The 23,199-nt window shown below is 59.9% G+C and carries 17 protein-coding genes; 4 read left to right on the top strand and 13 right to left on the bottom strand.

Annotated features, from left to right (window positions below; all coding sequences use genetic code 11):
• Positions 1 to 99 precede the first annotated feature (99 nt).
• The 4 genes from JGU71_RS00085 to JGU71_RS30505 all read left to right on the top strand — a co-directional run bounded on the left by JGU71_RS00085 (position 100) and on the right by JGU71_RS30505 (position 4,177).
• Complete coding sequence (locus tag JGU71_RS00085) at positions 100 to 630, top strand: PaaI family thioesterase (RefSeq protein WP_199700839.1); 531 nt, start codon at positions 100 to 102, stop codon at positions 628 to 630.
• Positions 627 to 1,838, top strand: coding sequence for a cytochrome P450 (locus JGU71_RS00080; protein WP_199700838.1), 1,212 nt, complete (start codon positions 627 to 629; stop codon positions 1,836 to 1,838). The genes JGU71_RS00085 and JGU71_RS00080 overlap by 4 nt, the downstream gene beginning before the upstream one ends.
• Positions 1,835 to 2,899, top strand: a complete 1,065-nt coding sequence (locus JGU71_RS00075; protein WP_199682955.1) for a BtrH N-terminal domain-containing protein — start codon at positions 1,835 to 1,837, stop codon at positions 2,897 to 2,899. The genes JGU71_RS00080 and JGU71_RS00075 overlap by 4 nt, the downstream gene beginning before the upstream one ends.
• A gap of 645 nt (positions 2,900 to 3,544) precedes the next feature.
• Positions 3,545 to 4,177 carry a metal-dependent hydrolase gene (locus JGU71_RS30505; RefSeq protein WP_372433090.1) on the top strand — a complete coding sequence of 211 codons (633 nt, stop codon included), beginning with the start codon at positions 3,545 to 3,547 and terminating at the stop codon, positions 4,175 to 4,177.
• A gap of 577 nt (positions 4,178 to 4,754) precedes the next feature.
• Here JGU71_RS30505 and JGU71_RS00065 read toward each other — a convergent pair.
• The 13 genes from JGU71_RS00065 to JGU71_RS00005 all read right to left on the bottom strand — a co-directional run bounded on the left by JGU71_RS00065 (position 4,755) and on the right by JGU71_RS00005 (position 21,979).
• A complete protein-coding gene (locus JGU71_RS00065) occupies positions 4,755 to 7,709 on the bottom strand; it encodes an MMPL/RND family transporter (protein ID WP_199700837.1) in 2,955 nt (984 codons plus the stop codon).
• Positions 7,710 to 8,331: 622 nt separating this feature from the next.
• Positions 8,332 to 10,542 carry an acyl-CoA dehydrogenase family protein gene (locus JGU71_RS00060; RefSeq protein ID WP_199700836.1) on the bottom strand — a complete coding sequence of 737 codons (2,211 nt, stop codon included), beginning with the start codon at positions 10,540 to 10,542 and terminating at the stop codon, positions 8,332 to 8,334.
• A gap of 108 nt (positions 10,543 to 10,650) precedes the next feature.
• Positions 10,651 to 11,133 (bottom strand): hypothetical protein, encoded by a 483-nt coding sequence (locus JGU71_RS00055; RefSeq protein WP_307829423.1) that lies wholly within the window; start codon positions 11,131 to 11,133, stop codon positions 10,651 to 10,653.
• A 178-nt stretch (positions 11,134 to 11,311) separates the two neighbouring features.
• Entirely contained in the window at positions 11,312 to 12,271 is a 960-nt protein-coding gene (locus tag JGU71_RS00050) for an MlaD family protein (protein WP_199700834.1), read from the bottom strand.
• Positions 12,268 to 13,353 carry an MlaD family protein gene (locus JGU71_RS00045; RefSeq protein ID WP_199700833.1) on the bottom strand — a complete coding sequence of 362 codons (1,086 nt, stop codon included), beginning with the start codon at positions 13,351 to 13,353 and terminating at the stop codon, positions 12,268 to 12,270. The genes JGU71_RS00050 and JGU71_RS00045 overlap by 4 nt, the downstream gene beginning before the upstream one ends.
• Positions 13,350 to 14,402: an MlaD family protein gene (locus tag JGU71_RS00040; protein WP_307829422.1), complete on the bottom strand. Its 1,053-nt coding sequence runs from the start codon at positions 14,400 to 14,402 to the stop codon at positions 13,350 to 13,352. The genes JGU71_RS00045 and JGU71_RS00040 overlap by 4 nt, the downstream gene beginning before the upstream one ends.
• 55 nt (positions 14,403 to 14,457) lie before the next feature.
• Positions 14,458 to 15,501 (bottom strand): MlaD family protein, encoded by a 1,044-nt coding sequence (locus JGU71_RS00035; RefSeq protein ID WP_199700829.1) that lies wholly within the window; start codon positions 15,499 to 15,501, stop codon positions 14,458 to 14,460.
• On the bottom strand, positions 15,489 to 16,496 hold the full coding sequence (locus JGU71_RS00030) for an MlaD family protein (protein ID WP_199700827.1): 1,008 nt from the start codon (positions 16,494 to 16,496) through the stop codon (positions 15,489 to 15,491). Before JGU71_RS00030 ends, JGU71_RS00035 begins: the two co-directional genes overlap by 13 nt.
• Complete coding sequence (locus JGU71_RS00025; RefSeq protein WP_199700826.1) at positions 16,493 to 17,542, bottom strand: MlaD family protein; 1,050 nt, start codon at positions 17,540 to 17,542, stop codon at positions 16,493 to 16,495. The genes JGU71_RS00030 and JGU71_RS00025 overlap by 4 nt, the downstream gene beginning before the upstream one ends.
• Before the next feature lie 4 nt (positions 17,543 to 17,546).
• Positions 17,547 to 18,413 (bottom strand): MlaE family ABC transporter permease, encoded by an 867-nt coding sequence (locus JGU71_RS00020; RefSeq protein ID WP_199700825.1) that lies wholly within the window; start codon positions 18,411 to 18,413, stop codon positions 17,547 to 17,549.
• Positions 18,413 to 19,210 carry an MlaE family ABC transporter permease gene (locus JGU71_RS00015; RefSeq protein ID WP_372433061.1) on the bottom strand — a complete coding sequence of 266 codons (798 nt, stop codon included), beginning with the start codon at positions 19,208 to 19,210 and terminating at the stop codon, positions 18,413 to 18,415. Before JGU71_RS00015 ends, JGU71_RS00020 begins: the two co-directional genes overlap by 1 nt.
• Positions 19,211 to 19,453: 243 nt before the next feature.
• Positions 19,454 to 21,049, bottom strand: coding sequence for a flavin-containing monooxygenase (locus tag JGU71_RS00010; protein ID WP_199682968.1), 1,596 nt, complete (start codon positions 21,047 to 21,049; stop codon positions 19,454 to 19,456).
• A 30-nt stretch (positions 21,050 to 21,079) separates the two neighbouring features.
• Entirely contained in the window at positions 21,080 to 21,979 is a 900-nt protein-coding gene (locus tag JGU71_RS00005) for a metal-dependent hydrolase (protein WP_199700823.1), read from the bottom strand.
• Between the last annotated feature and the right edge of the window lie 1,220 nt (positions 21,980 to 23,199).

The raw sequence follows: 23,199 nt of genomic DNA, 5'->3' as shown, positions 1-23,199 counted from the left end.
TGACACCATGAGACTTTTTGTATCCAATAGTGTGCGTGGCGAACAAATTCGGGAGTTGCGCAGTCAACGCAGCTGTCGCCACAGAGAGTGAGGTATGCAATGCACGACGCCAAGGACATCAGTCTCACGTCATCGAATCCATGCATGTCGGATTGGCTAAGTTCGATGCAGACGACTGAGCATGATTCGGCTCTGCTTCCGCCCCACCACGGGGACTGCCTCGGGTGCGGTCCCGCGAATCCGCATGGGCACCACCTGCGCGCATACCGACATGGGGACGGTGTAGTCGCAGGTCACGTCTTCGACGGACGCCATGTCGGCGCGCCGGGAATCGCTCACGGCGGCGCAGTGGCGACGGTCTTAGACGACTTGTTCGGCTTCGTGCTGTATGTGGTCGGTGAACTGGCAGTGACACGCAAACTGGAAGTCGACTACCTCGCCCCGGTATTACTCCAGACCGAGTACACCTTGCACGCCCAGATGCTGTCGCGAAACGGGCGCAAGCTGCGACTCCGGGCGAGAGTGGAAGACCAAAACGGGCGAGTTGTTGCCACTGCCGACGCGCTGTTCATTGTGGTCGGTCCCGCGCACTTCACCAGTCGGGCCCCAGTCATTCAGGCCCGACGGTGACCGCACCGCCGCGCGAGTTGCTGCTCGCTGCACTGCTCGCCGATCATGGCCAGGCTGGCCCGTACGACGCTTTCCGCCGGCTCCGCGAAGCGCATCCGGCGTTGTTGACCCAGTCTGGTGTATTGGTGTTGAGCCGTTACGACGACTGCGCCGCCGCTCTGCGGGATCGCAGGCTCGGGAAGGTCGACGAGTCTCTCGGGTTCGGGCTGACCGACATCCCAGAAGAATTACAACGCCAAGCCATGCACCGCTTCCGGCGCACGATGCTGTTTCGCAATCCACCCGACCATCAGCGCCTACGACGACTCGTTGCTGACGTATTCACTCCCCACCACGTCCAGGACCTCCGAGCCCGAATAGTCCTCCAGATCGATCGCCTACTCGACGGCATTGCCGATAAGCCGGTCGCCGATATCATCGCCGAATTGGCATTGCCGTTGCCTGTCAACGTAATCGGCGACCTCCTCGGAGTTCCTGCCGAGGCTCGCTCCGCCGCCGCTCCGCTGGTTCGCGCACTGGTCGCCTCACTCGAACCAAGCGCAAACACTGCCGACCTAACCCGAGCCTGTGAGGCCGAAGACCAACTCGCCCAGTACTTCTCCGAACTTATCGCAGCAAAACGGGCTGATCCGTCTGACGACCTGCTCAGCCGGCTCGCCGCCGCCCGCGGTGACGACACTCTCGACGACGATGAATGCGTCGGTACCGCTATCTTGTTGTTCGCGGCAGGATTCGAAACCACGACAAACCTGATCGGAAACGGCGTCGCCGCGCTGCTGTCGCACCCCGATCAGATGGCGCTCTTACGCCAACGTCCGGATTTGGCCGCCACCGCAGTCGACGAACTGTTGCGCTACGACGCGCCCGTACAAACCAATGGACGGACCGTTCTCGAAGCAACCCGGCTTGCCGGTATAGACCTGCGACCGGGCCAGGTCGTGCTCACCCTTCTCGGCGCCGCGAATCGAGACCCCGACCGATTCCCCAATCCCGACGTGCTCGACATAACTCGAACCGGAACCGTCCCACTGTCATTCGGCGCTGGCATCCACTTCTGCCTCGGTGCACCGCTGGCTCGACTTGAAGGAATCGAACTGTTCCCACGCCTCGTCTCACGCTTTCCGCGGCTCACGCTGGCGAGTGAACCCATTTGGCGAACCGGAATGTCGTTTCGCGGATTGTCTAGCCTGAAAGTAGTCTCCCGATGACCCGTGTCCTGATCGACTACCCACATCAGAAGGCCGGCCATTGCGGATCGGGCGCGTTGCGCGACCTCATGGAATGGGCCGAGCTCGGTTGGGGCAGGCCGCCAAGCGAGGGCCTTGTGTTCACTCTCGGAGGGGCACTCGATTTCGCCTATATCCGGGACGGCAGCCTGCAACCCCCGCTGTACCTCGTCGGACGCGGAGCCGATATGGAACTCGACCTGCTCGACCGACTCGGCGCTCATACGGATTTACGCCAGACTGACGACGCCGACCTCGGGTGGAAATGGGTCACCACCGAAATCGACTCCGGACGACCGGTCATGGTATGGGCCGATATCGCCGAACTTCCTTACCTGCGCGTGCGGTTCACGATGAGCCGCCACGACATCGTCGTCATCGGCTACGACGCCTCTGCCCGAATCGCCTATGTCGTCGACAACGACCGTGACGCCGTCCAAACGGTCCCTTACGACGCGTTGGCGCGGGCCCGCTCCTCTACCGGCTTCCCGATACCCACGCGCCACACCACCTACGTCGTCGACTGGCCAACTTCCGCACCCGACCTCCTCACTACCGCGGCCGACGCTTTGCAGCGATCCGCCTACACACTCCGCAACGGCGGACCCGGCATTTTCGCCGCCGCGTCACCGAATGTGGTTGCCGGAACAGGACTTGCCGGTGTCCGCGCCTTCTCCAAAGATCTGTGTCACTGGTCTGACACCTTCGACACACCGACACTCCATGACGCCCTCAGCGCACTCGCTGCCTTCATCGAAAAAGCAGGCACCGGCGGCGGACTCTTCCGCCGCCTGCTCTCCCAGGGATGCACTGACCTCACCACCCACTCCCCTGATCCGGCCCTCCAGGCCGCCGCAGTCGCGGCGGGCCGAGCTGCACAAGCCTGGACGGCCGTCGCAGTTGCCGCTACAACCATCGACCACACCGCACAGCAACGCGCCACTCACGCCGCCCAACACGCCGCACTCCTACCACACCTCGAGGAGACCCTGGTCAGCGCGCTCGCCGATGCCGCGCAGTCACTGAATGCCCGGGCGGAATGACATTGCACAGAGTTTGAAGTGACGATTCGATGATCGCGTTGGATCCCCGCTCACACGGTCGCTAGAGCCGCTCCGGTCAATGGCGGAGCGATACGACCCGACAGGCTGTTCAATGCCACCCTTAGCGTCGCCTCGATGGCACGGAGGCCGTTTCGAGTCGCGCACCCGCGATCATCCAAACCGAACTGGCGATTTCCGTTCGCGCGGGTCTGCAGTCCGTCGGGGCCGGCAATGCTGGACAAGCGCATTTCCGGTGGCCTCATCCCCAGCCTCCACGGCCAGGTTCAGCAATATCGGATAGCCTGTCCCTTAGTTATGGACCTGCAGGTACTGTTCCTTCGACCGTCCCCGTTCTCAGTCGCGTCATGCAAACGCGGGAATCAGGATGACCGAATAATCTTGACAAGGCGCCTATTTCAACCAGTCTGTGGCTTCTTGATCGGGGTAGGAGAACGTCGCTCCAGGCTGTCTCGGTAGCCGTGAACCGTTGAGAACCTTGAACCTATGCATTACACGAAGTATCGTCTAATTCTCGCCCCAAGTACGTGGTCGTTTGCGGGCGAGAAGGCGCTGCGATGCGGCAAAAGCACATAGCATGGATGCCCCGGAGGAGATTGAAACCCCTGCAATACCCAACACACGCCTCTGCATGAGCATAAGGCCGTTGCTTTCGACGTGTACAAAGCCGTCGGTGGCCCCGAATGGTCGCGGATCGTGACGATGTTGGCGATGTTCGGCGTCGCCTTCCCGCTCATCGCCGCGGCGACGTTGGTTTCGGTGGTCCAGGATTCGGAGGGGCGCAACCCGATCCGGGTGGCCCGCGGAGTCGTGGCGACGCTGCGGGGACCTCTCTTCAAGGGTATGACACCCGTCCTCTTGCGATACGTCAAACCGGGATCTCATCCGAGCGACATCGATACCGAGCCGCTCCTAGAGCGTTGGCGAGCCGAACTGTTGGCGCCGAGGGCATTCTCGTGGACCATCTCAAATAGCAGCAATATTGAGTATCATCACATTGAATTCGAGCGGCGCGCGGCGCCATCGTCGGCAATCGCCAACGCCGCAAACAAACACAGCGTTTCGTCCGCCTCGCGCAACGTACGCGATCGTACGAGCCAGACTGGATCAAACGCGACGGGCGCTTTATCAGGTTGGTGGCAATATCGGTGCCCGGAACGTGCGACGGCATCGAGGCGGACGATGGCCGTCCGGTCGGCAAGGATGCCGACTACGTCGGTACGGCGACGGTGCCTAGTTCGACCGTTGTGCGGTTGTTGAACCAAGATCTACCTAAGAATGTGAATGCGAGCAGGTCCACGCGCGTGGTCCCGATGCGCGGCGACACTCGGTAAGCTTGTCGCGAGCGCGTCGGCCTTCCGATTACATTGCACATCAAACGATTTCGGTTCGGTTCGATCGTTACCGGATGCAGCACGGCCGCACCCAACGGTCAGGCCGCTTCGGGGTGATCGACGTCAGAGTCACCCTGAAAGGGTGCCGCATCGGGCTACCATCTCGTGCCGGGCGCACCGACCGCGGGCAAACATATGGGTTGACCGTCGATTTGACATTGCAACGCCCCGGTGAGCCGCGGAATTCTACTTTCCGGCAAAGTCCTCGATGCTGGTGATGTCGATGGCGAGGATCTCGCAAACCCATCAGCGTCGAAGCCGGTCGCAACAATGAAGCCAATGTTGACCACACGCCCGCTGTACCCAACCTCTAACACGTGAGCGGCGGCGGCGGCGAACCTACCGGCATCTTGATCGAGCGGACGCGCATGAGACGACGCCACTTGTGTCATGCGTTTGGTCCTCAATCCAGTTGGGGCAATGTCGACTGGTTCCGGGTTTCCTTAGACTTTCGAAGGCCACCAGTTACCACGGCCAATCAACGAGGCGAGGGCCGGAACGGTGACTGTTCGCACGATAAAGGTATCCAACAGCAGTCCGGCTCCGATCACAAAACCGATTTGAATCATGCCCTGGAATTGACCTGCCATGAGTCCGAACATGCTCGCCGCGAAAATGATTCCGGCAGAGGTGATGACGCTGCCAGTGGACGCGACGGTTCTAATGACGCCGACGCGAATACCTCGGGACGACTCGTCCCGCAGCCGGGAAATGAGCAGCATGTTGTAGTCCGCCCCGACCGCCACCAACACGATGAAGGCCATGGGTGCCAACATCCAAGACAGTTCCTGACCCAACAAGAGCTGAAAGACGATAACGCCCAGACCCAAAGCCGAAACATAGGACAACACAACCGAAATCAGCAGATACAGCGGCGCGAGGACCGCCCGCAGAAGCAGAATCAAAACCAACGCGACGATGATCAACGTGGTGATCATGATATGTAGGAAGTCGTCGTTCAGGTATTTCTTGACGTCCTCGGTCAATGAGGTGGCACCAGCAACCTCGACGGTACTGTTCTCCAAACTGGTGTTGGGCACTGCGCCTTGTGCCGTCTGCCGAATCTTTCCGGTCAGCTCGATTGCCTCGTCGCCGAATGCCCCGTACTCCGTCGAAATTAGATAGCGAGCCACGTGCCCGTCCGCACTGACGAACACAGATGCCGCGGTTTGAAAGTCGATACTGTTGACGACGATGGCTGGAATGTAGAATCCCGCCATGTTTTGCGAGGAGGCTTTATCTTTCAGCTCCAGCAGATAGTTGGCCGCCTGCTCGAGACCAGCCTGCAGCTGATCCTTGGCGGGGCCAAGCTCTTCGAAGCGGCTACCGAAGGCTTGCGCATCGACTGCCATTGTGCCGATGGTTCCTTGTGCCGTCCTCACCAGTCCCCCAGGATCGTTGGGGTCTCCACCGAGGGCAACGATCGCAGACTTTACCGAGGCGAGGGTATGTCGAGCTTCTCCTAGGGTTTCGGCGATCGACGGCCCTCCAGTCAGCGTCGTCAACGCGTCGCGCAGTCGCGCTACGCGGGCACCGAGCGAATCGTCGCCGACCCCCACGAACAGTTCGAGCTGAGAGCGCAGTTGTACACAGGGCGGATCGACGTCGCACATTGAGCTGGTATTAAGTACGTTGATCAACGGCTCGGCAGACTTAGCAAGATCGGCAAGTTGCATTGCGGCATTAGCGAATTCATCGAACGTACCATTCATTGCCTCGAGCTGATCAGACGCGCCCTGCACCTCGGCTAACCCGGCGTCCAGCCCGTCGAAACCCCCTGCTCTGTCTAGCAAGTCGCTCGCTTCTACCGCTGCGGCGAACACGGGCTCCGACATTTCGCGCAAATCCGTGATGGCTGCAACCATCTGGTCGACTTTGTCGAGCATTGGGGTAAATTCTGCTGCGCGCGAATCGATCTCGCTGGCGGCATCGGCCAGGCCGGACCCGACGCGACCTGCCTGATATGAGACCGAGCTTTCCGTCAGCGGCTTGCCGTCGGGCCTCGTGATTCCGCGAACAGCTGTGACTCCCGGGAGTTGCGCCACTCGCGCAGCCATCTGTTCGAGATCCGCGAGGCCTTCGGGCGTCCGCATATTGGACTCGCTGTCGATCACCAGATACTGCGGTAGTACAAAGTCTTTGGGAAAGTGCGCATCGAGCATCGTGTAACCCTCGTTGCTCTGCAGATCGTCAGGTAGACCACTGCGGTCGTCGTAACTAACGTCTATAAAGGTTGCACACACAGCCAGCCCCAGCAGAAGCACCAGACTCATCGCAAGGACACGCACCGGCCGTCGAACCACGGCCACACCGACCCTCTTCCAGGCACGAGCCGTGCGGTCGCGTTTAGGCAGGGCTTTTCCTTTACCCGCCGCTACCGAAAGCACCGCCGGCAGCAGCGTGACTGACGCCAGAAAGGCAAGGGTGATACCTATTGCGCACGCGGGACCGGCGGTGGCGAAGAACCCTAGCTGCGTGAAAGCCAACGACGCGCACGCGAGTGCCACGGTGGCCGCTGATGCCGCAATGACCTTTCCGATTACGCCCGCAGCTTCGCCTATCGCGCGATCATATGCGAGCCCACCGCGGACGAACTCGTGGTATCGGCTGATGAGGAAAACCGCGTAATCGGTGCCGGCGCCGGCCAGAACTGCCGTCATGAACGCGACTGTAAAAGCCGACACGCCGAACCCTGCGAGGCCCAACGCGGCCGCAACTCCTCTCGCTGCCACGAGCGTTATTCCGATCATCATCAGCGGAAGCAGGGCGGTCACGAGCGACTGATAGATCAGCAGCAGAATCAGCGTGATAAGGACTCCGGTCACCACCGTGATCAACGCCATGCTGGATTCACCGATGACTACCATGTCGGTACCTGTGGCTGGCGGCCCCGTCACCCGCGTCTCTAGGTTCGAGTCTTGGGTCGTCTCTGCGACTATATCTCGGACCCTAAGGTCTGAAGCGTTGCCGTCGGGCGTACCGATGTCGCCCTGAATGCCGACCGGCAGATACCACAACTGGTTGTCGTGGCTGGTGAAGAGCGCTTTCCCCTGCGGCTCGTCAAGGAAATCCTGCACTCTGAGGACGTGTTCGGTGTCCGCCTTCAGCGCTGCAACCAGATTTCTCAGGACCTGCTCGTCACCTTGATCCAGGCCGGACTTGTCTTCCAGGACCACGATGACCGTCGTGCGGGAACCCTCTTCGTCGAATGCCTTCGCCATCCTGTCCAGAACTGCGAATGTGGGCGAGTCAGGAGGGAAAGCAGGAGCCGACTGTTCGCGCACGACACTCTCCACCTGAGGAAAAGCGATGTTCAACGCCGCCGCCAAGACGATCCAGAAGCCGATCACCCACCATCTTGCGCGCACAACGAAGTGCCCCAGCCGATCGAAACTCATGCCTCTGTTGGCCTTCACTGACCCCTACCTGACTACTCAAAATGTCGGTCCCACGCGCACCATTGCGGAAGCGCCCAGTTCACCTCGGATTTCCCTTCCCAAGGGAGAGGACCGATCATCATTCCAGATTCGATACTATCGGTATCGTATCCTAACCTATAGTTGTCGGGAATAGGTGGCGCCGCTGCCCAGCTCGCCACCGGCATCGAACGTCGTTACAGTCATCGTGCCGGCCGAGCGGCCCGATCGCCGTGGAGAGCCCGTATGCCGTCTCGCGACTCCGGCGATGCGGGACTCGCCGTTGCCGATCCAATGATTGCGACTCGCTCGCCGCATCGAGCCGAACGGCTTGAAGTGGTGGCACTGAGGCTAAATCACAAGTTAGGCAGCAATATTCGAAAGAATGAGTCCGGGCCTCCCCGTATCGGTGATGCCGTTGCGAGCGAGCTTGCGGTGCCTCCTGCGGTGAGGGCTCCTGCTACACACCCAAGCGCACGCTTCCCGTTTCGTCGCTACCGGGTTATCTCGCCGATCGTTCGCATCGCGACTGCTGGTCGTGGATCGAAAGTCCGCGCAGCCCTGGAGCGCACGATGAGTCAGCCGCAGGACTCGAAATGCAGAGTCACAGTTCGATCGGTACTGGATCTCGTGGCAGGTGTAGCTGACGCTCGGCGATGATGTTCAGCTGTATCTCAGTCGTGCCGCCATAGATTGTGGTTGCCCGACTCGCGAGCAGGTAGCTGGCCCATTTACCGGCAGTTTGGGATTCGTTCGCGGATGCGCCCTCGTGCCCGAATTCGGCGTGCACGACCTCGGCGGCGTGCTGGCCGAAGCGCATGTTCAGCAGCTTCGCCACACTCGACGATGCGCCGGGATCGGTACCGTCGATCTGCAGCATTGTGGAACGCAAGTTGAGTAGACGAACTGTGTAGCCCTCGGCAACGAGGCGTCCGATGCGATCTTGAGCAATGGCGTCGAGTTCGGTTTTCTGCGCGTAGCGCACGACGTCATTGCAACTCGCGTAGAGCGGAAGATCTTTGTTAGACAGTGACACTCGCTCGTTCGAAAGCGTGTTGCGGGTGACCTCCCACCCCTTGTTCACCTCGCCGACGACATCCTCGTCGGAGACAAAAACGTCCTCGAGGAACACTTCGTTGAACAGCGCAGATCCCGTCAGCTCCCGCAGCGGTTTCACGGTGACGCCAGCCGCTTTCATATCGATCAGGAAATAGGTGATCCCTTCGTGCTTCGGAGCCGTTGGATCGGTTCGCGCCAAGCAGAAACCCCGATCAGCGAACTGGGCCAACGAATTCCACACTTTGGTACCGGTCAACCGCCAACCGCCGACCACCTTGGTGGCTTTGGTCGTCAAGGATGCAAGATCCGACCCTGCGCCCGGCTCACTGAACAACTGACACCAGAACACCTCACCGCGAAGGGTCTGTGGCAAGAAGCGCTGCTGCTGTTCGGATGTGCCGTACGCGATCAGCGAGGGCACCATCCAGTTGGCCAACGCAATCTCGGGTCGCACGATCTTGGCTGCCTTGAACTCCTGCTGAATGATCACCTGGTCGACTGCGTTGGCATTACGACCCCATGGGACCGGCAGGTGCGGCAGAACCCAACCCCCGGCGGCGATCCGCTCGGTACGCTCGTTCGCCGGGACGGCGGCCAGTTGTGCTACCGCGCACCGGATCTCGCCCCGTCGACACTCGGCATCGTCCGACAGTGTCACCTCGATCGAGGGCAAACCCGACTCGATCGCGCGCTCCGTGACCGTGCGACTCCAGTCTGCGCTACGCCCGATTGCGGCGGCGATTCCGATGGCACGCCGGTAATAGATGTGGGCATCGTGTTCCCAGGTGAACCCGATACCACCTAGCACCTGGATAGTGTTCTGGCTGTTTGTGAGGGCCGCACGCGGTGCGAGCACGGCTGCGATTGCGGCTGAAAAGTCAACATGGCTCGAGGTGGCATCGTCGAGCGCGCGGGCTGCGTCCCAAACGGCAGCGGCTGCTCGCTCCGCGTCGACCAACATCGCTGCGCACTTGTGCTTCACAGCCTGGAACTGGCCGATGGGCCGACCGAACTGGTGGCGCACCCTCGCATACTCCGATGCGATGTGCGTACACGCCGATGCGACCCCGACCGCCTCGGCCGAATAGAGAACGGCGGCGATGCTGCGTAGCCTCGCCACGTCGAGGACACCGAGCACCCTGCTAGCAGGAACAACCTGCGCGGCTATTTCTATGTTTGCGATGGGACGCAAAAGGTCGACGCTCTCCACGTCACGAACGGTTAGGTCGGCGGCATCCAGTGCAATCCACGTCGGTCGCGTTTCGCCTGCTCTGAGCGAAACCGGCAGCACTACAACGTCTGCGGCCGAGGCGCCGACTACCGAACTGGCGGTGCCTTCGACGTGAAGCATGTCGTTTTCGATCCGCCCGACCACGTTGGAACGTAGCGACGTCGCCGCGCATTGTGAACCATCGGAGAGGGGCGGCAAAAGCTCATCCTTCGCGTCACTGTTGCTGCTCAGCTCGACGACGGCGGCCGCCAGCACCGTCGGCACGAACGGACCAGGTGCGGCGGATCGCCCGAGTTCTTCGATGACCACCACCAATTCGGAGTATCCGAACCCCTGACCGCCGAACTGCTCGGGAAGATGAAGCCCGAATAGCCCAATGTCTGCAGCCGCGCGCCAGTAGGCGGGCAGGATCTTCACCTCCGCATCGAGGGCTTCGTGTAGGTCGGCGGAAGTGACGGTCCGCTTGGTCAGCGATCGCACCGACTCTGCAAGTTGAAGGTGATCCGAACTGATAGCTATCGACACGGTACTGATCCTTCCCTGGGGCCTACAGACATCGTCAGTCAGCGCCTGACGGGATCATCTGGAGTGAGGGCGTTGATTCGGCGTGGGCGGGAATCGCCCAATTCGAGGTCACTTCGCGGGTAAAGCACCGTCCATTCCGCCGACGTCGGTGATCAGCCAATCCGAGTTTGTGTCGATGGTGATGTTGTAGGTGACCGTGGTTTGCGCACCCGCTGGAGTCTGCGCGCTCGTGGACGTCACGTTGAGGAAGACGTTGACCTTGTAGATTCCGTCGGTCTCGGACTCGACCACGGCGTCGATGGGGACGGCTGTCGAAGTCCACTGGAGCGGGACGAGGATTTCCTGTAACTGCGGTGCTGTCGCGTCGAACTTGTTACCGAGTTGCGGCGACGTATTGGCCTTCAGTTTCCCAAGCCACGCACCGACGTCCTGGAAGTTGATGTTCGATGCGCCAACTGCGTAGTCAGTTGCCACCTGTTCGGCCCGCTGATCGGCGGCGGCCCTCGCGTCCCTGTCACTCAGATCGCTTTTGGCCGAGAGCCAAAGCCCGCCGAAAGCCGACACCGCGGCAACCAACACAACGATGACCACACCGTAGACCATGGTCGAGGTTCGGATCGAGATAGTCGCCCGCTCGCGGTCATGGATGGTAGTAGCTAAATTTGGAGCTGCACCGGAGGTCTTCGGATCGTCGTCCTCTGCTATCCGCTTCTCTGTTCTGTTTGCTGCGGGGGGTATCATCGGTGTTCCGATCTTGTTGCGGTGGAGATCATTTGATATTTATTTGCAGACGAAGCGCGCCGTCGTCACCGGTAGCGTTCAGCGCTTGCGAAATTAGCGCGCTGATGTCGATTTGCGGGATCGACGCCTCTGATGCGGCGGCGAGCGGTTGGATGATCGGCACAAGTCTCTGCAAGTCCGGACCGACCTCGATCAGGTAGGCCGACACGTTGTTCAAGAACGGCACCAGCCCGTTGCCTAATACATAGTCGTCGGGAATTTTGCCGATCCTCGCTAGTTTCCCGATCGCCTCAGCGATGAGGTCTGCCTGGGTTCCGGAATTGCCCCATTCTGGGCCCGCCGCGGCCATCGAGGGGCCGGCCCATTCCATATCCGCGCCGATCGCCTGTAGATCGGTCATCGTGCTGCGAATTTGTGGGCTTCGACTCAGGATGGTGGCGGCCAATAGGTTGGTCGATTTTGCCAGCTGCGGAATTATCGATTCGGTTCCGGCCAAACCCTGATCGAGCGTGTTGACGATACTGCTGAGCGCCTTCGGATCGAGTTGGTTCAGTAGATTGGTCACTGTTCGGGCGACCTCAGGGATCGACAGCGGCATCTGGATTGTTTTGGTGTCGATTCGCTCGCCGCTTTCGAGATAGGGTCCGCCGTCCCGAGTAGGAGTGAATTGGACATACGGTTCGCCGAGCGCGGAGAGATTCTCGATCATGACCGTGCTCGCCGTGGGAATCCGAAATTTGTCGTCGACCCGGAATTTCACCTCGACTCCCCCGTCGACGTTGTCGACCGACGTGATCTCGCCTACCTTGACACCTCTGAGAAGCACTGGGGACCGCGGAGCGAGGCTCCCCGAGTTCGTCAGCAGCATGGTCGCGGTCGTGTAGTCCTTGAACCAATCCACGCGTACAACACCGAATGTCAGGTAGCCGATACCGAACACCAACACACACGCGATCGCAGTGAGTGACACCAGTGAGCTCAACTTCATCGGACTGCCCCGATCATCCTGAGAGTGTCGATAATTCGATCGACTTGGCCTTCGTTGGACAGTTCCGCGACGGCAGGTGAACCCTCTATGTCGACGCCGACGATGTTCACCTTCGGTCCGTGATCGGCGAAGGGAATGACTTTTTCGCGAATTAACGCCACCAACCTGTTCAAATTCGACGGTGCCTGCAGATCCAAAGGTCGCGCTGTGAAGGCAAGGGGCATGAACGCCTTGGCTGCAGCGTTGCCCGCTGCCGCGAGTGGTGACACCCACGCCAAAGAACGCGTGATCGCTGCGAACCCGTCGTAGAGGCCCAAGAGCCCGATGAGCGACGTCATTGCGTCGGTCGCTTGAGCGACGCCCGCTTCAGTGAGTAGTTCGGCGAGTATGGTCGAATCTTCCATAACGACACCGGTGGTGGCCTGCATTCCGTCGAGGAACGCGTCTGCCTGGTCAAGGTTTGCGGATACGTCCTGAACGTCTGCACCGACAACTTGGAATATCCTGGCCGTTTCCTTCGGATCCGCAGGCAGCACAGAGTTCATCCGGGTGATGATGTCCTGCATTTCGTGGATTGCTCCGCCTTGAACGAAGGTTGCAATGCCGGCCATCGTGTCTTCGATCTGCAGTGCAGGTTTCGTTTGCTCTCGTGTGATGGTTCCGCCGTCGGGAATCGGATTGTCGAAGCCGTTCGACGGCGTAATGAGCGCGATATAGATATCGCCGAGGACTGTAGCTTGGCGGAGCTCCGCGGTTGTTGCGGGTGGGAGCTTGACCGATTTCGCGATGTCGACATCAGCGACGACATACCCGTCGTGTGCTTCGGTCGGATCCACGAGTGTCACAGAGCGCAAGGTGCCGACCCGGATACCGTTGGACGCCACTTTGGCGCGCGCCGGTAGATTCAGTGCATTTTCGAACTCGATTCGGACGCGGTAACTCTCTCCAGACACTGTAGTTCCGGGCAATGGCACTGAGGACGGGTCGAACGCGCAACCGTTCAGAGTCACGGCTGCTGCCAAAAGTAAAGCGACCACGGTCGCAAGCCTCCGCGAAACGCGAACTCGCGCCGGCGCGATCATCGCGCACCGGCTACGGCGAGTACGAACTGGACTAGCTGTACGTCCGCGAGCCCGTCCGCCGAGGACGCGCACCGACCGGGAGCGATCACGTTCACCGCTGAACACACCTGGTTCGCGTTCGACTGCGCAATAGCAACGCTCGGTGGGGCATACGTCAGGGCGGGCTTGCCGCTGTGAGGGTCGGTCGAACGTTGGAAGGCTCCGGCAACCGGCGGAATCATCCGGATGATTTCCTCAATGGTGCCGACGTTGGCGCCGATGAAATGAAGCAGTGGAACCGAGGCATCGAGGACCTGCAGGATAGGGCCGCCGAACTTGGTGGTGACGTCGTTGAGCCACGGGATGATGGCGCGGAGGTCATCGACGATGGGCGCCACCGGTGCCAATACTTCTGAGTTCACCTGTTCGAGGACCACGGCAAATCGAGTAAGCATGTCCTTGATGTCGCCCCAACCGGTGGAAACGCTCGCCGACAGGGAGCTGAGCGCGTCGACCAGCGCCCCAATGTGCCCGATCGCTGCATCAGGTGAGCTCAGTGCCCTACCGAGCTTGTGGATCAGGTCGTTGATCTGTGGACCGGTGCCGGCGGTTGCGTTGTCGAATGCGGTGATCCCGTTGGCGATCCGAGCGTTTTCTGCGGGATCATCGGATCCGTTGAGTTCGTCGGCGAGTTCGCTGAGCGCGTTCAATGTTCGAGTCAAACTCTTGGGCGTAAGCGTATGTGTGATGCACGTGTTCGGGTCCCAGTCCACACTCGCGTTGGCATCACCGATTACGGCCAGGTTGCGGTTGGCCACAATTGTGTCCGACACCGTGGTCGCCGATATGTTTCCGCGCAACGGATGGACGGCATCTACATCGAAGTCGACGCGCACTGCCTCGCCCTGGGGTTCGATACCGGTCACGGTGCCGACCGCCACGCCGAGCATAGTGACCTGGTTCCCGTTGTAGAGACCGACTGCGTCGGGCATGAGGGCGCAGTAACTCTGAGTCCTTTTGGCCGGATCGAACACGATGAAGTAGGCGACTACCACGATTGCGCCGGTCACGATCACTCCAAAGATTGACATTAAACCGCGCGAAGCAAGCAGCCGCTCCATTGTCTCAGCACGCCTTTCCGGGAACGGGTATGCATAGATCGGGCGCCGCGATCGTGGCCGACGATTGGTCGACAAGAACGCCACCCTGCGGTGAGACCAGATTCTGTAGTCGCGACAGCAAGTCCTGCACACTCACGACAACGCCCCCGAGTTTCCCACTCAGCCGCTCCAGTTCGGGAATCGCTTCGGCAAGTTTGTGGGCCATCGGCTTCAACGTGGACTGCCACGTCGGCTCGAGCGCCGCGATACGCGACAGCACCTCACCGATCACAGTAATCGATTCGTCGATCTCCGCTCGTTTGTCGATCGCGATCGTCTCCATCAGATTAATTCTCGTGATCATGTCTCCGAGTACCGATTTCGACGCGTTGATCGCGGTCAGATATTCGTCGACAAACGCCAACATTCGGGAAACGTCGTCGTTCTGCTTGTCGAGGACGTCGACTAGCGATTCAATTGCATTCCCTGTTCGCCGAATCCCGTCCGGGCTCGACGTGATCGCCGTCTGCGCGGCCGCGAAATTCTTGCGTAAGGTCTCGCCGTCTACATCGGCGATAGGCGCGGCGGCATCCTGAAACACCCGGGAAAGGCTGTACGGCAGCCGGACGTGGTCGGCTGGAATCGATCTATTTCCCAATGCGGATGTGCCCGCAGGAGTGACTGCAACGTAGTGGCCACCCACGATGGTGAGCATTCGGATGTCGAGCGATGTCTGGTCGCCAAGGAAGACGTCACTGTCGACGGTGAATGTCATCTGGACGGTGTCGGATTGCAGCTCGAGCGATGTCACCTTCCCGACCGGCACTCCTGCGAGTCGAACGCCATCTCCCACTTTGATCGATCCGGCTTCGGACAGATCGGCGGTGTAGGTCGACTTGCCCAATGGCACAACGAAGATGACAGCACTGACGACGAGGGCAAGCGCAACGACAACTGCACCTGCAATGCCCCACCGCAGCTCGTGTCGCTCAAGTGCGGCACCGTGAAGAATCGGCTTGTCGCTCGCGAAGCGAATCCTTCTGGGCGAGATTTGATTCACCGTTTGCATATCGATATCCTTTGCCCGCCGATGAGCACGTCCAGGGGTCCCGGAGCCGACGTGTCCCCGTTCGTGCAGGTGAGATTCACGCCCGGCCCGGTGTCAGGGATGAGGGCATTGAGCGTTTGAAGCAGCGCAGGTAAGCGGCCGAGAACCTCGACCGCGTGCTGCGGATCGGGGAACAGTAACTTGATATCAGTGTCGAAATCGGGATTGGTCTCGGTTGTAAGCCCCAGGGTGGCAAGTAGATCGTTGATCGGCCCCAAGATGGGTGGAGCGATGAGTGCGAATTCGATAATGCTGCCGATCTTGTCGTGCAACGTGGCGATCAAAGTCGAAAGTTTTGTGATCAGCAAGACCAGCTGCCCCGACTTCCCGCCGATCTTGTCGGAGACCGCCCTCAGGTTCGATAAAAGGACCGAAATGACGGCTTGGCGGTCGGTGACGTAGTTGCTCAGCGTCTCGATCGACTCGAGTGCCGGTCCGATTCCAGCGCCGTTACCTTCGATCACGGCGAGCATGGTCTCCGCGAATTGATTCAGTGCGCCCGGTGAGAATTCGGCGAGAACGGGTTCCAACCCGTTGAAAAGTGCTGTGATATCGAAAGACGGAATGGTCTGCGACGGTCCGATCGTCGTTCTCGCCGCTATCTCAGTAGCCGACACCGCCGGTTGCTGGATGTCGACGTACCGTTGGCCGGTGAGATTCTGATAGCGGATCGCGAGTTTGCTCGTGTCGTAGATCGCTCGCTCGCGTTGCAGGGTGAATCTCACCACCGCCTGGTTGGCGTCAAGCGCGATCGACTGCACCTTGCCGACTTGTACGCCGTACATGCGCACGTCGTCGCCGGACTTGAGTCCGTTAGCGTCGGTGAAAAGAGCAGCGTAATCATGGGTGTCTCCCGACACTGGCCGTTTGACCGCTTGGACTACGAACACCAGCAACACAGCGATGACGACCGTGAACAGTGTCAACTTCCACGAAACTTGGACGACTGATTTCATCGCGCGCCTCCCGCTAGAGGAGCCGAAGAGGTCCCGAGCAGTGGTACCGACAACGCTGGGACGCCACGCAGGGTCAGCGCCAGGTTGAGTATCGGTCCGTCCGGTGTCTCTGTGAACGAGTTGTCCAGTCGGTCCAGTATTTCGCGGAGCTGGGAGCCGGATAGTTGCGGAGAGGGCACCATCTGACTCGTGATGTTCAGAATCGGCGTCAGCATGTCGGCGTAGCCGGTGAGGTAACGCTGCGCTGTGAATAGCGTGTTGGCGACAGCCGGAAAGAAATCCTTCGCGATGGTGTTCACACCGGTGTCGAACAGATCGCGCTGAGTTCGCAACACTTCGATGTTTTTGAAGCGGTCCAGCAGCTTGACGGTGCCATCGATCAGCTCGGCGGCGCCCGTCAGCGTAGATCCGTACTGACCGAGTAGGAACGAGACGGGGTATTTCTGTGTATCGGCGAGGTTCTGACCGGTCGCGATCATGGCTTCGATCAGCGGGGTGAACCACCCGAGATTGGCGGCAACCCTCGTCAGGTTTTCGGCGAGCTGCGGGGTGAGCACCTCGGTGCTCGTCTGCGAGAGGGACCGTATAAGCGCGCCCATGGTGGCGTCTTGCGCCCTAGCCGGATCGTCGCTGAGGTCGATTATCGCGTTCTCCTGCAACGGCGAACCGCCGTCCCTGCGTTTCAGCTCCACCTCGCTGATCCCGAAGAGATTTGCCGGTGCGTAGTCGATGGCAAGGTTATCGGTGACGCCGAAAAGCTGTGACTGGTTGAGCTTCAAGGTGATCAGCTGTCGCCCGGCCTCCCCACTGTCAATCGCGGCAATCGAGCCGACGTTCACCCCGTCGAGACGGACTTGGGTACCTGGCGCGATTCCGTCCCCGATCCGATCCGTCCGTAGAACGATCTCCATCCGGTTGTCCCCGCGGGCATTGTCGATCACGATCCAGGAGATCGCCACCACCGCGACCACCGCTAGAGCAAGCACACCCGTTACTTGTGAGCGGCGCTTAGTGGTCGATACGCCTGGAATTCCGTATATCGGCATAGCCCTATCCCGTGAATTCGATCGATGAATTGAAACCCCACAGCGCGAGGGTCAGCAACATGTCGAGGGCGATGATCGCCACGAAGCTCGCGCGAACAGCCCGACCAGATGCAATACCCACCCCCTCCGGTCCGCCGGTCGCGAAAAAGCCTTGGTAGCAATGGATCAGGATGACGGCGATGCAGAAGACGAGCACTTTGATCACCGCTGCGGTCACGTCCCAGCCGCTGATGAACTGAAAGAAATAGTGGTCGTATACGCCGGAGGCTTGTCCGTGCAGCAAAACGATGACCAGGCTGCAGGAGAAATAGCTCAGGATCAACGCGATCAGAAACGTCGGCACGATCGCGATTGCCCCGGCGATCACCTTGGTCGTGACAACGAAAGGTATCGACCGCAGGCCCATCGCTTCCAGCGCATCGATTTCCTCAGAGATTCGCATCGATCCGATCTGAGCAGTCATCCGACAGCCGGCCTGGGCCGCGAATCCGATGCCAGCAGCGATCGGGGCCAACTCGCGAGTGTTGGCGAATGCCGAGACGAGGCCGGTGACGGGGCCCATTCCGATGATGTCGAGGGTCGCAAACGATTCGATCCCGACCGAACCGCCCATAACCATACCGAGCACTATCAGCATCGGTACCGTGCCACCGCCCACGATGATCGACCCTCGCCCCCACGTCATGTCCGTGATCGTGCGCATTGTCTCGGCGCGATACCGCTTGAGCGTCATCGGGATCGACGTCAAGGCTTGCCACACGAAACTCAGGACGAAGCCGATTGTTTCGACCGGTGCCGAGGACCTGCCGCGTTTGCCGAAGACTCGCTTCGCCGCGCCGAAAGGTTTGGGTGCGTAACCGGAAGGGGGCATCAGGCGAGCCTCACTGGGATGAACATCGTGACCAATTGAGTGATCAATAGGTTCACGATGGTGATCGAGACTACCGACAGCACCACAGCGGCATTTACACCGTCGGCGACACCGCGTGGACCACCCTTAGCTTCGAGCCCGCGCTGGCAGGCGATCACTACGACAAGAAACCCGAAGATCATTGATTTGAGGACGGAGACCCATACGTCGGCGAGGGTCACAAACGAACCGAACGTTCCCCAGTAACTACCCGGTGTCACGTCTTGCCCACCGACGGCCACAGCGTACCCAGCCGACACGCCGACGAAGATGATCAAGATATTCAGCATCGGCGCAACAATCACCATCGCGACCATTCGAGGAATCACGAGCCGGTGTATCGGGCTGATACCCATTGTGCGCAACGCATCGATTTCCTCGCGAATGTTGCGGGCGCCCAGATCCGCTGCGATCGCCGCGGCGCCTGCGCCGCCCAACAGCAGACCCGTCGCCAGTGGGGCGCCCTGTTTGATCACCCCGAGTCCGCTCGCGGCCCCCAGAAGCGAGTCCGCGCCGAGCTGATGAATCAAGTTACCGACCTGCACCGACACGATCACGCCGAACGGCACCGCCATCAGGATCGCTGGTAGCGCCGTCACAGTGATCAGATACCAGCACTGTTGAAGCATCTCTCGCCACTGAAACTTCAAACTGACAATATCGCGGGCCGCCCCACCGACGGACTCCTTGGCGACATCCACTGCACGGCCGAACGTTCGCAGACTCGAGACGACCGAGTCGGAGAAATTCTTTCGCACGATCCTTACATATGGGGCAGCTACCCTGTCTGGAGCGCCTCGCGTAGCGGTCGCATGTACATTTGCATCCGTCATTCCTTACCCCTAGATTTCGGCTGAATTAATCGCACATAAATCGCCGTCTATGAGGGACCAAAACGGCGGCCGGCACGGATGACCCAGCAGGCTGGGGAACATCGTCAGACTTTCGCAGGAGTGCTGCTGGATCAGCCGCGCACCCACAATCGAACGTGCTTAGTCGAGTCACTGGTCGCCATTCTCGACGCGCCGTGTTGAGGTTATTCCGGCCGGGATGGCGGGCCGAAGCGTTTCTATGCCGTAGACGTAGTCGTTCAGGTCGTAGTGGCGGTTCTGCCAGTACATTTCGCCATGGGTGGACGGCCGAAATGGCGAATCTCCGTGGTGGTCGAGGTAATACGTGTTCGACCCCGCGCATGTTGGGGTGAACAACATGTTCGATTCTTGTCGCTTCAAGCATTTCTTGAAGTACGCATCGTGGACGTTTCGGCGGATTTCGCAACTTGTAGCACCACGTTTGTTCGCCTCACCGATTGCCCGGCTCAGGTGAGCTGTGGTGGCCTCGATCATCCAGATGTAGGAACCGAGCACAAACCCGTAAGGCCCGATGACAAGGAATAAGTTAGGAAAGTCCGGGATCGACACACCATGATAGGCCTGGAATCGATTATTTTGCCAGAATTCTCCGAGCTCTAGACCGCCGCGTCCGACAACCGGGAAAGGCGGCATCGACCCTTTGTCCCACAGCTTGAAACCTGTGGCACAGATCAGCACGTCGAACTCGTGCTCGATTCCGTCGACCGTCACGACACCCTTCTCAGTGACCCGCTCGATGGATTCGGTCACCAAGCTCACGTTGTCGCGATTGAAGGTCTTCAGATACGTGTTCGACATGGACGGACGCTTGCAGCCGAACCCATACTGCGGGATCAATTTCTCGCGGGTGACCGGGTCGTCGACCTGGGAGCGCATCCATTTGCGCATCTGATGCTCCGTTGCGCGTCTGCTGAGGTCGTTCAGCCACGCCGGTCCCACCAGCATGGTGCTCATAGCGAGTTCTGTTCCGACCGTGCCGACAGCGCGGAATGCGGACCGAAGAGTTCGACGGCCCAGAATTCGTCGACCACGAGACCCGATCTCCGCGTCGGGTTTAGGACCCAACCAGATCGGCGTTCGCTGAAACACCGTGAGTCTGCCGACCTGCTCGGCGATCGCCGGCACCAGTTGCAACGAGGTCGCGCCGGTGCCAATGACAGCGACCCGTTTTCCCGTGAGATCCACGTCGTGATCCCACAGTGCGGTGTGCATCAACGAACCTGCAAACGAATCGAGTCCGTCGATGTCGGGCAGCTTCGGCCGCTCGAGCCCACCGACGGCGGGAACCAGGAACCGGCACGTGATCTGTTCCCCGCCGTCGGTACGCAGCCGCCAAAGGTTCTGCGTCTCATCGAATTGAGCGTGTTCGATCTTGGTGTTCACGCGTAACTTCTCACGCAGGCCGTGCTTGGCGACAATGTCTTTCGCATACCGAAGTAACTCCGCGCCTGGGGCGAAAACGCGCGACCAATCTGCTCGCTGCTCGAAGGAGAAGCTGTAGATGAACGACGGGATGTCCACTGCCACACCAGGATAAGTGTTGGCCAGCCAAGTCCCTCCGACGTCGCCCCATTTCTCCACTATCAGGTAGTCGTGGATGCCTTTACGCTGCAGGGCGATAGCGGAGGCAATTCCACCGAACCCGGCCCCGATGACGACGACTTCGTGATCGGGAACCTCTTCTTCAGAACTGGCCGTCGTCTCGACTTGCGTACTCGAGGTCATGCGCGGGATCCTGTCGTTGTCAGTTTTTCATTATTTGAGATGGTCGACGAGAGTGCCCTCGGCACCGAACAATTCAGCGCGCCAGTACTCCAGAAGCGCCTCGTTGTCGATGTCGGACGGGTGGAAGCCCGGCTTCATATAGCGCAGCAGGGGTGGCGTCAACCCTTTGAAAAGCGGCCCTCGCAGCGTCGCGACAGTTCCGCGTGCAATCCGCACCGGATTGCGCCCATCGGGATCCTGGACCAGCGACACCAACGTCGCCACAGCGATGAGTGGGAATGCAAGGCTGGACATTCCCGCCATCATCGCAATCCGCAACCACTCGGTACCGCCGACGGTCTTGTAAACATCGAAAGCCACCGCCTTGTGCTCGACCTCTTCGAGTGCATGCCACATCAGCAGGTTCTTGACCTCCGGATCGTGGGCCATGTCTTGCACCTCTTGATTCGACAGGATGCGCTCAGCGAGGATCGCCGTGAAGTGCTCAGCGGCCGCGGTCATCGCCAAAGGCATGAGGCTGGGTAGCCAATCTTCCAAGCGCTGAATCGGCTTGAAGACTGCATTCATGAACTTGGTGCTGTAACCGATCTCCACGAGCTTGTCGTTGAGGGAACGATGTTCTTGTCCGTGCGACATCTCCTGACCGATGAAGCCGCGAATCTGCTGGCGTAAAGCAGGGTCCTTGATCTGGTCGCTGTATCGGCGCACCGACCGGATGAACAACTCCTCGCCAGGTGGAAACGACATCGATAGCATCGCGATCAGGTGGCTGAAAACGAGGTCGTTGTTCGCGAAGTGGCGCACCATCGGAGTTGGCTCGCCGAATTCGAACTTGATTCGGCGGAGCTTGACTCGGTCCACCGGGGCGATTGGTGCGGGCTTGCCGTGGTCGGCCGGATTCAGAGAAGTGGATCTGCGAGCCGTAGTCATTGGTATTCCTCCAGTAGATACGTTTGCTATCACACACTGTGAACGCAGTATGCGTTGGGCCTCATCGGGAGCGTCAACGACGGCTCCTTGTGGTCGCCGGCACCCGGAACAGCAACGCGCGACGCCGCTGCCTTCCGCCGCACAAGCTCGTCTACTGCCGGTTCGAGCTTCTCAGAACAGTACATGTATGCGGTACCCCATGTCACGTATTTTTTTCAGAAAAACTAGACAAGCCCGCTGACCGCCTTAGTCATTTCAGCGAACAACGGCGGCCGATTCGCCCCGGGCAAACTACCCTGAAGCTGAATTCTGTTGTGCTCCCACATCATTGAAACCTATCGAAGTACATGCACCAAACACTTGCGTGCGAAGCCGACGTTCACCCGGGGTTGGGAACCGAAGGTACCGCAATGCAGCCGAAGTGCGAGAGATCTAGCCGACAACTGTCGCCGACGTACACGACCCGGGCGACAGTTCTGCCCGTTCGAGGGCATCCGAGACTACCGTTTCTGTGGATCGCGACAGCTGATTCTTCGCCCGTGCGGCAACCGAATTGGGTGCCGACGCGGCGTACCGCTGGCCGCGAGTTAGGCCCGGTTCGACCCCAGAACGCTGGTAGACCAGCGGTATCGAACATTGCAAACCCACTCGGACTTTGCTGGTCCACCGCTCCGGCAGGCCAAAGTGAATTCGAGCCGTCGCAGTTGTCTACCAATCGCGGAGGCAGCTTTGCCTTACGGCATGAGACTGACGATGTAACCGTTCAACCTAGATTCAAGCGCATTCGAGATCATCTAAAGGACACGAGTACGGCCCCCCACTGGACTGGAGGCCGATCGTCACCTGGCGGTTCCTCGCCGTTTGTTGGACTAACGGGCAAAACGAGACGAACAAGCCGCTACCTCAGCACGAGCATGCAGGCGGTCCGCTTGGCTCCAGCCGAAGAGGTCGAGCGATTCGCGGCCAGTTCAACCAAGGAGAGCCGGCCAGCGATGCAAACGAAGCGCTCACTCCGACTGACACAGATCCAACTCCGCAGTCGACTACCGTTCTCCATCTGCACTATTCCGCACAGGCAACGGCAGTATCGAAGTCCACAGGGGTGAGGCAAAGTCGATAGTCAGGTGGGTTGAGCTGCGGGTTTGATATGCGACACGCCGAAGAATTCAGGTGTGGGCGCAGGCGCGGCGGGACCGTTGATCATGAAGGTTCCTATGCCG

It is taken from the genome of Antrihabitans stalagmiti (assembly GCF_016482825.1).
Classification (GTDB): domain Bacteria; phylum Actinomycetota; class Actinomycetes; order Mycobacteriales; family Mycobacteriaceae; genus Antrihabitans; species Antrihabitans stalagmiti.
This window is presented reverse-complemented; position numbering and strand designations above follow the sequence as displayed.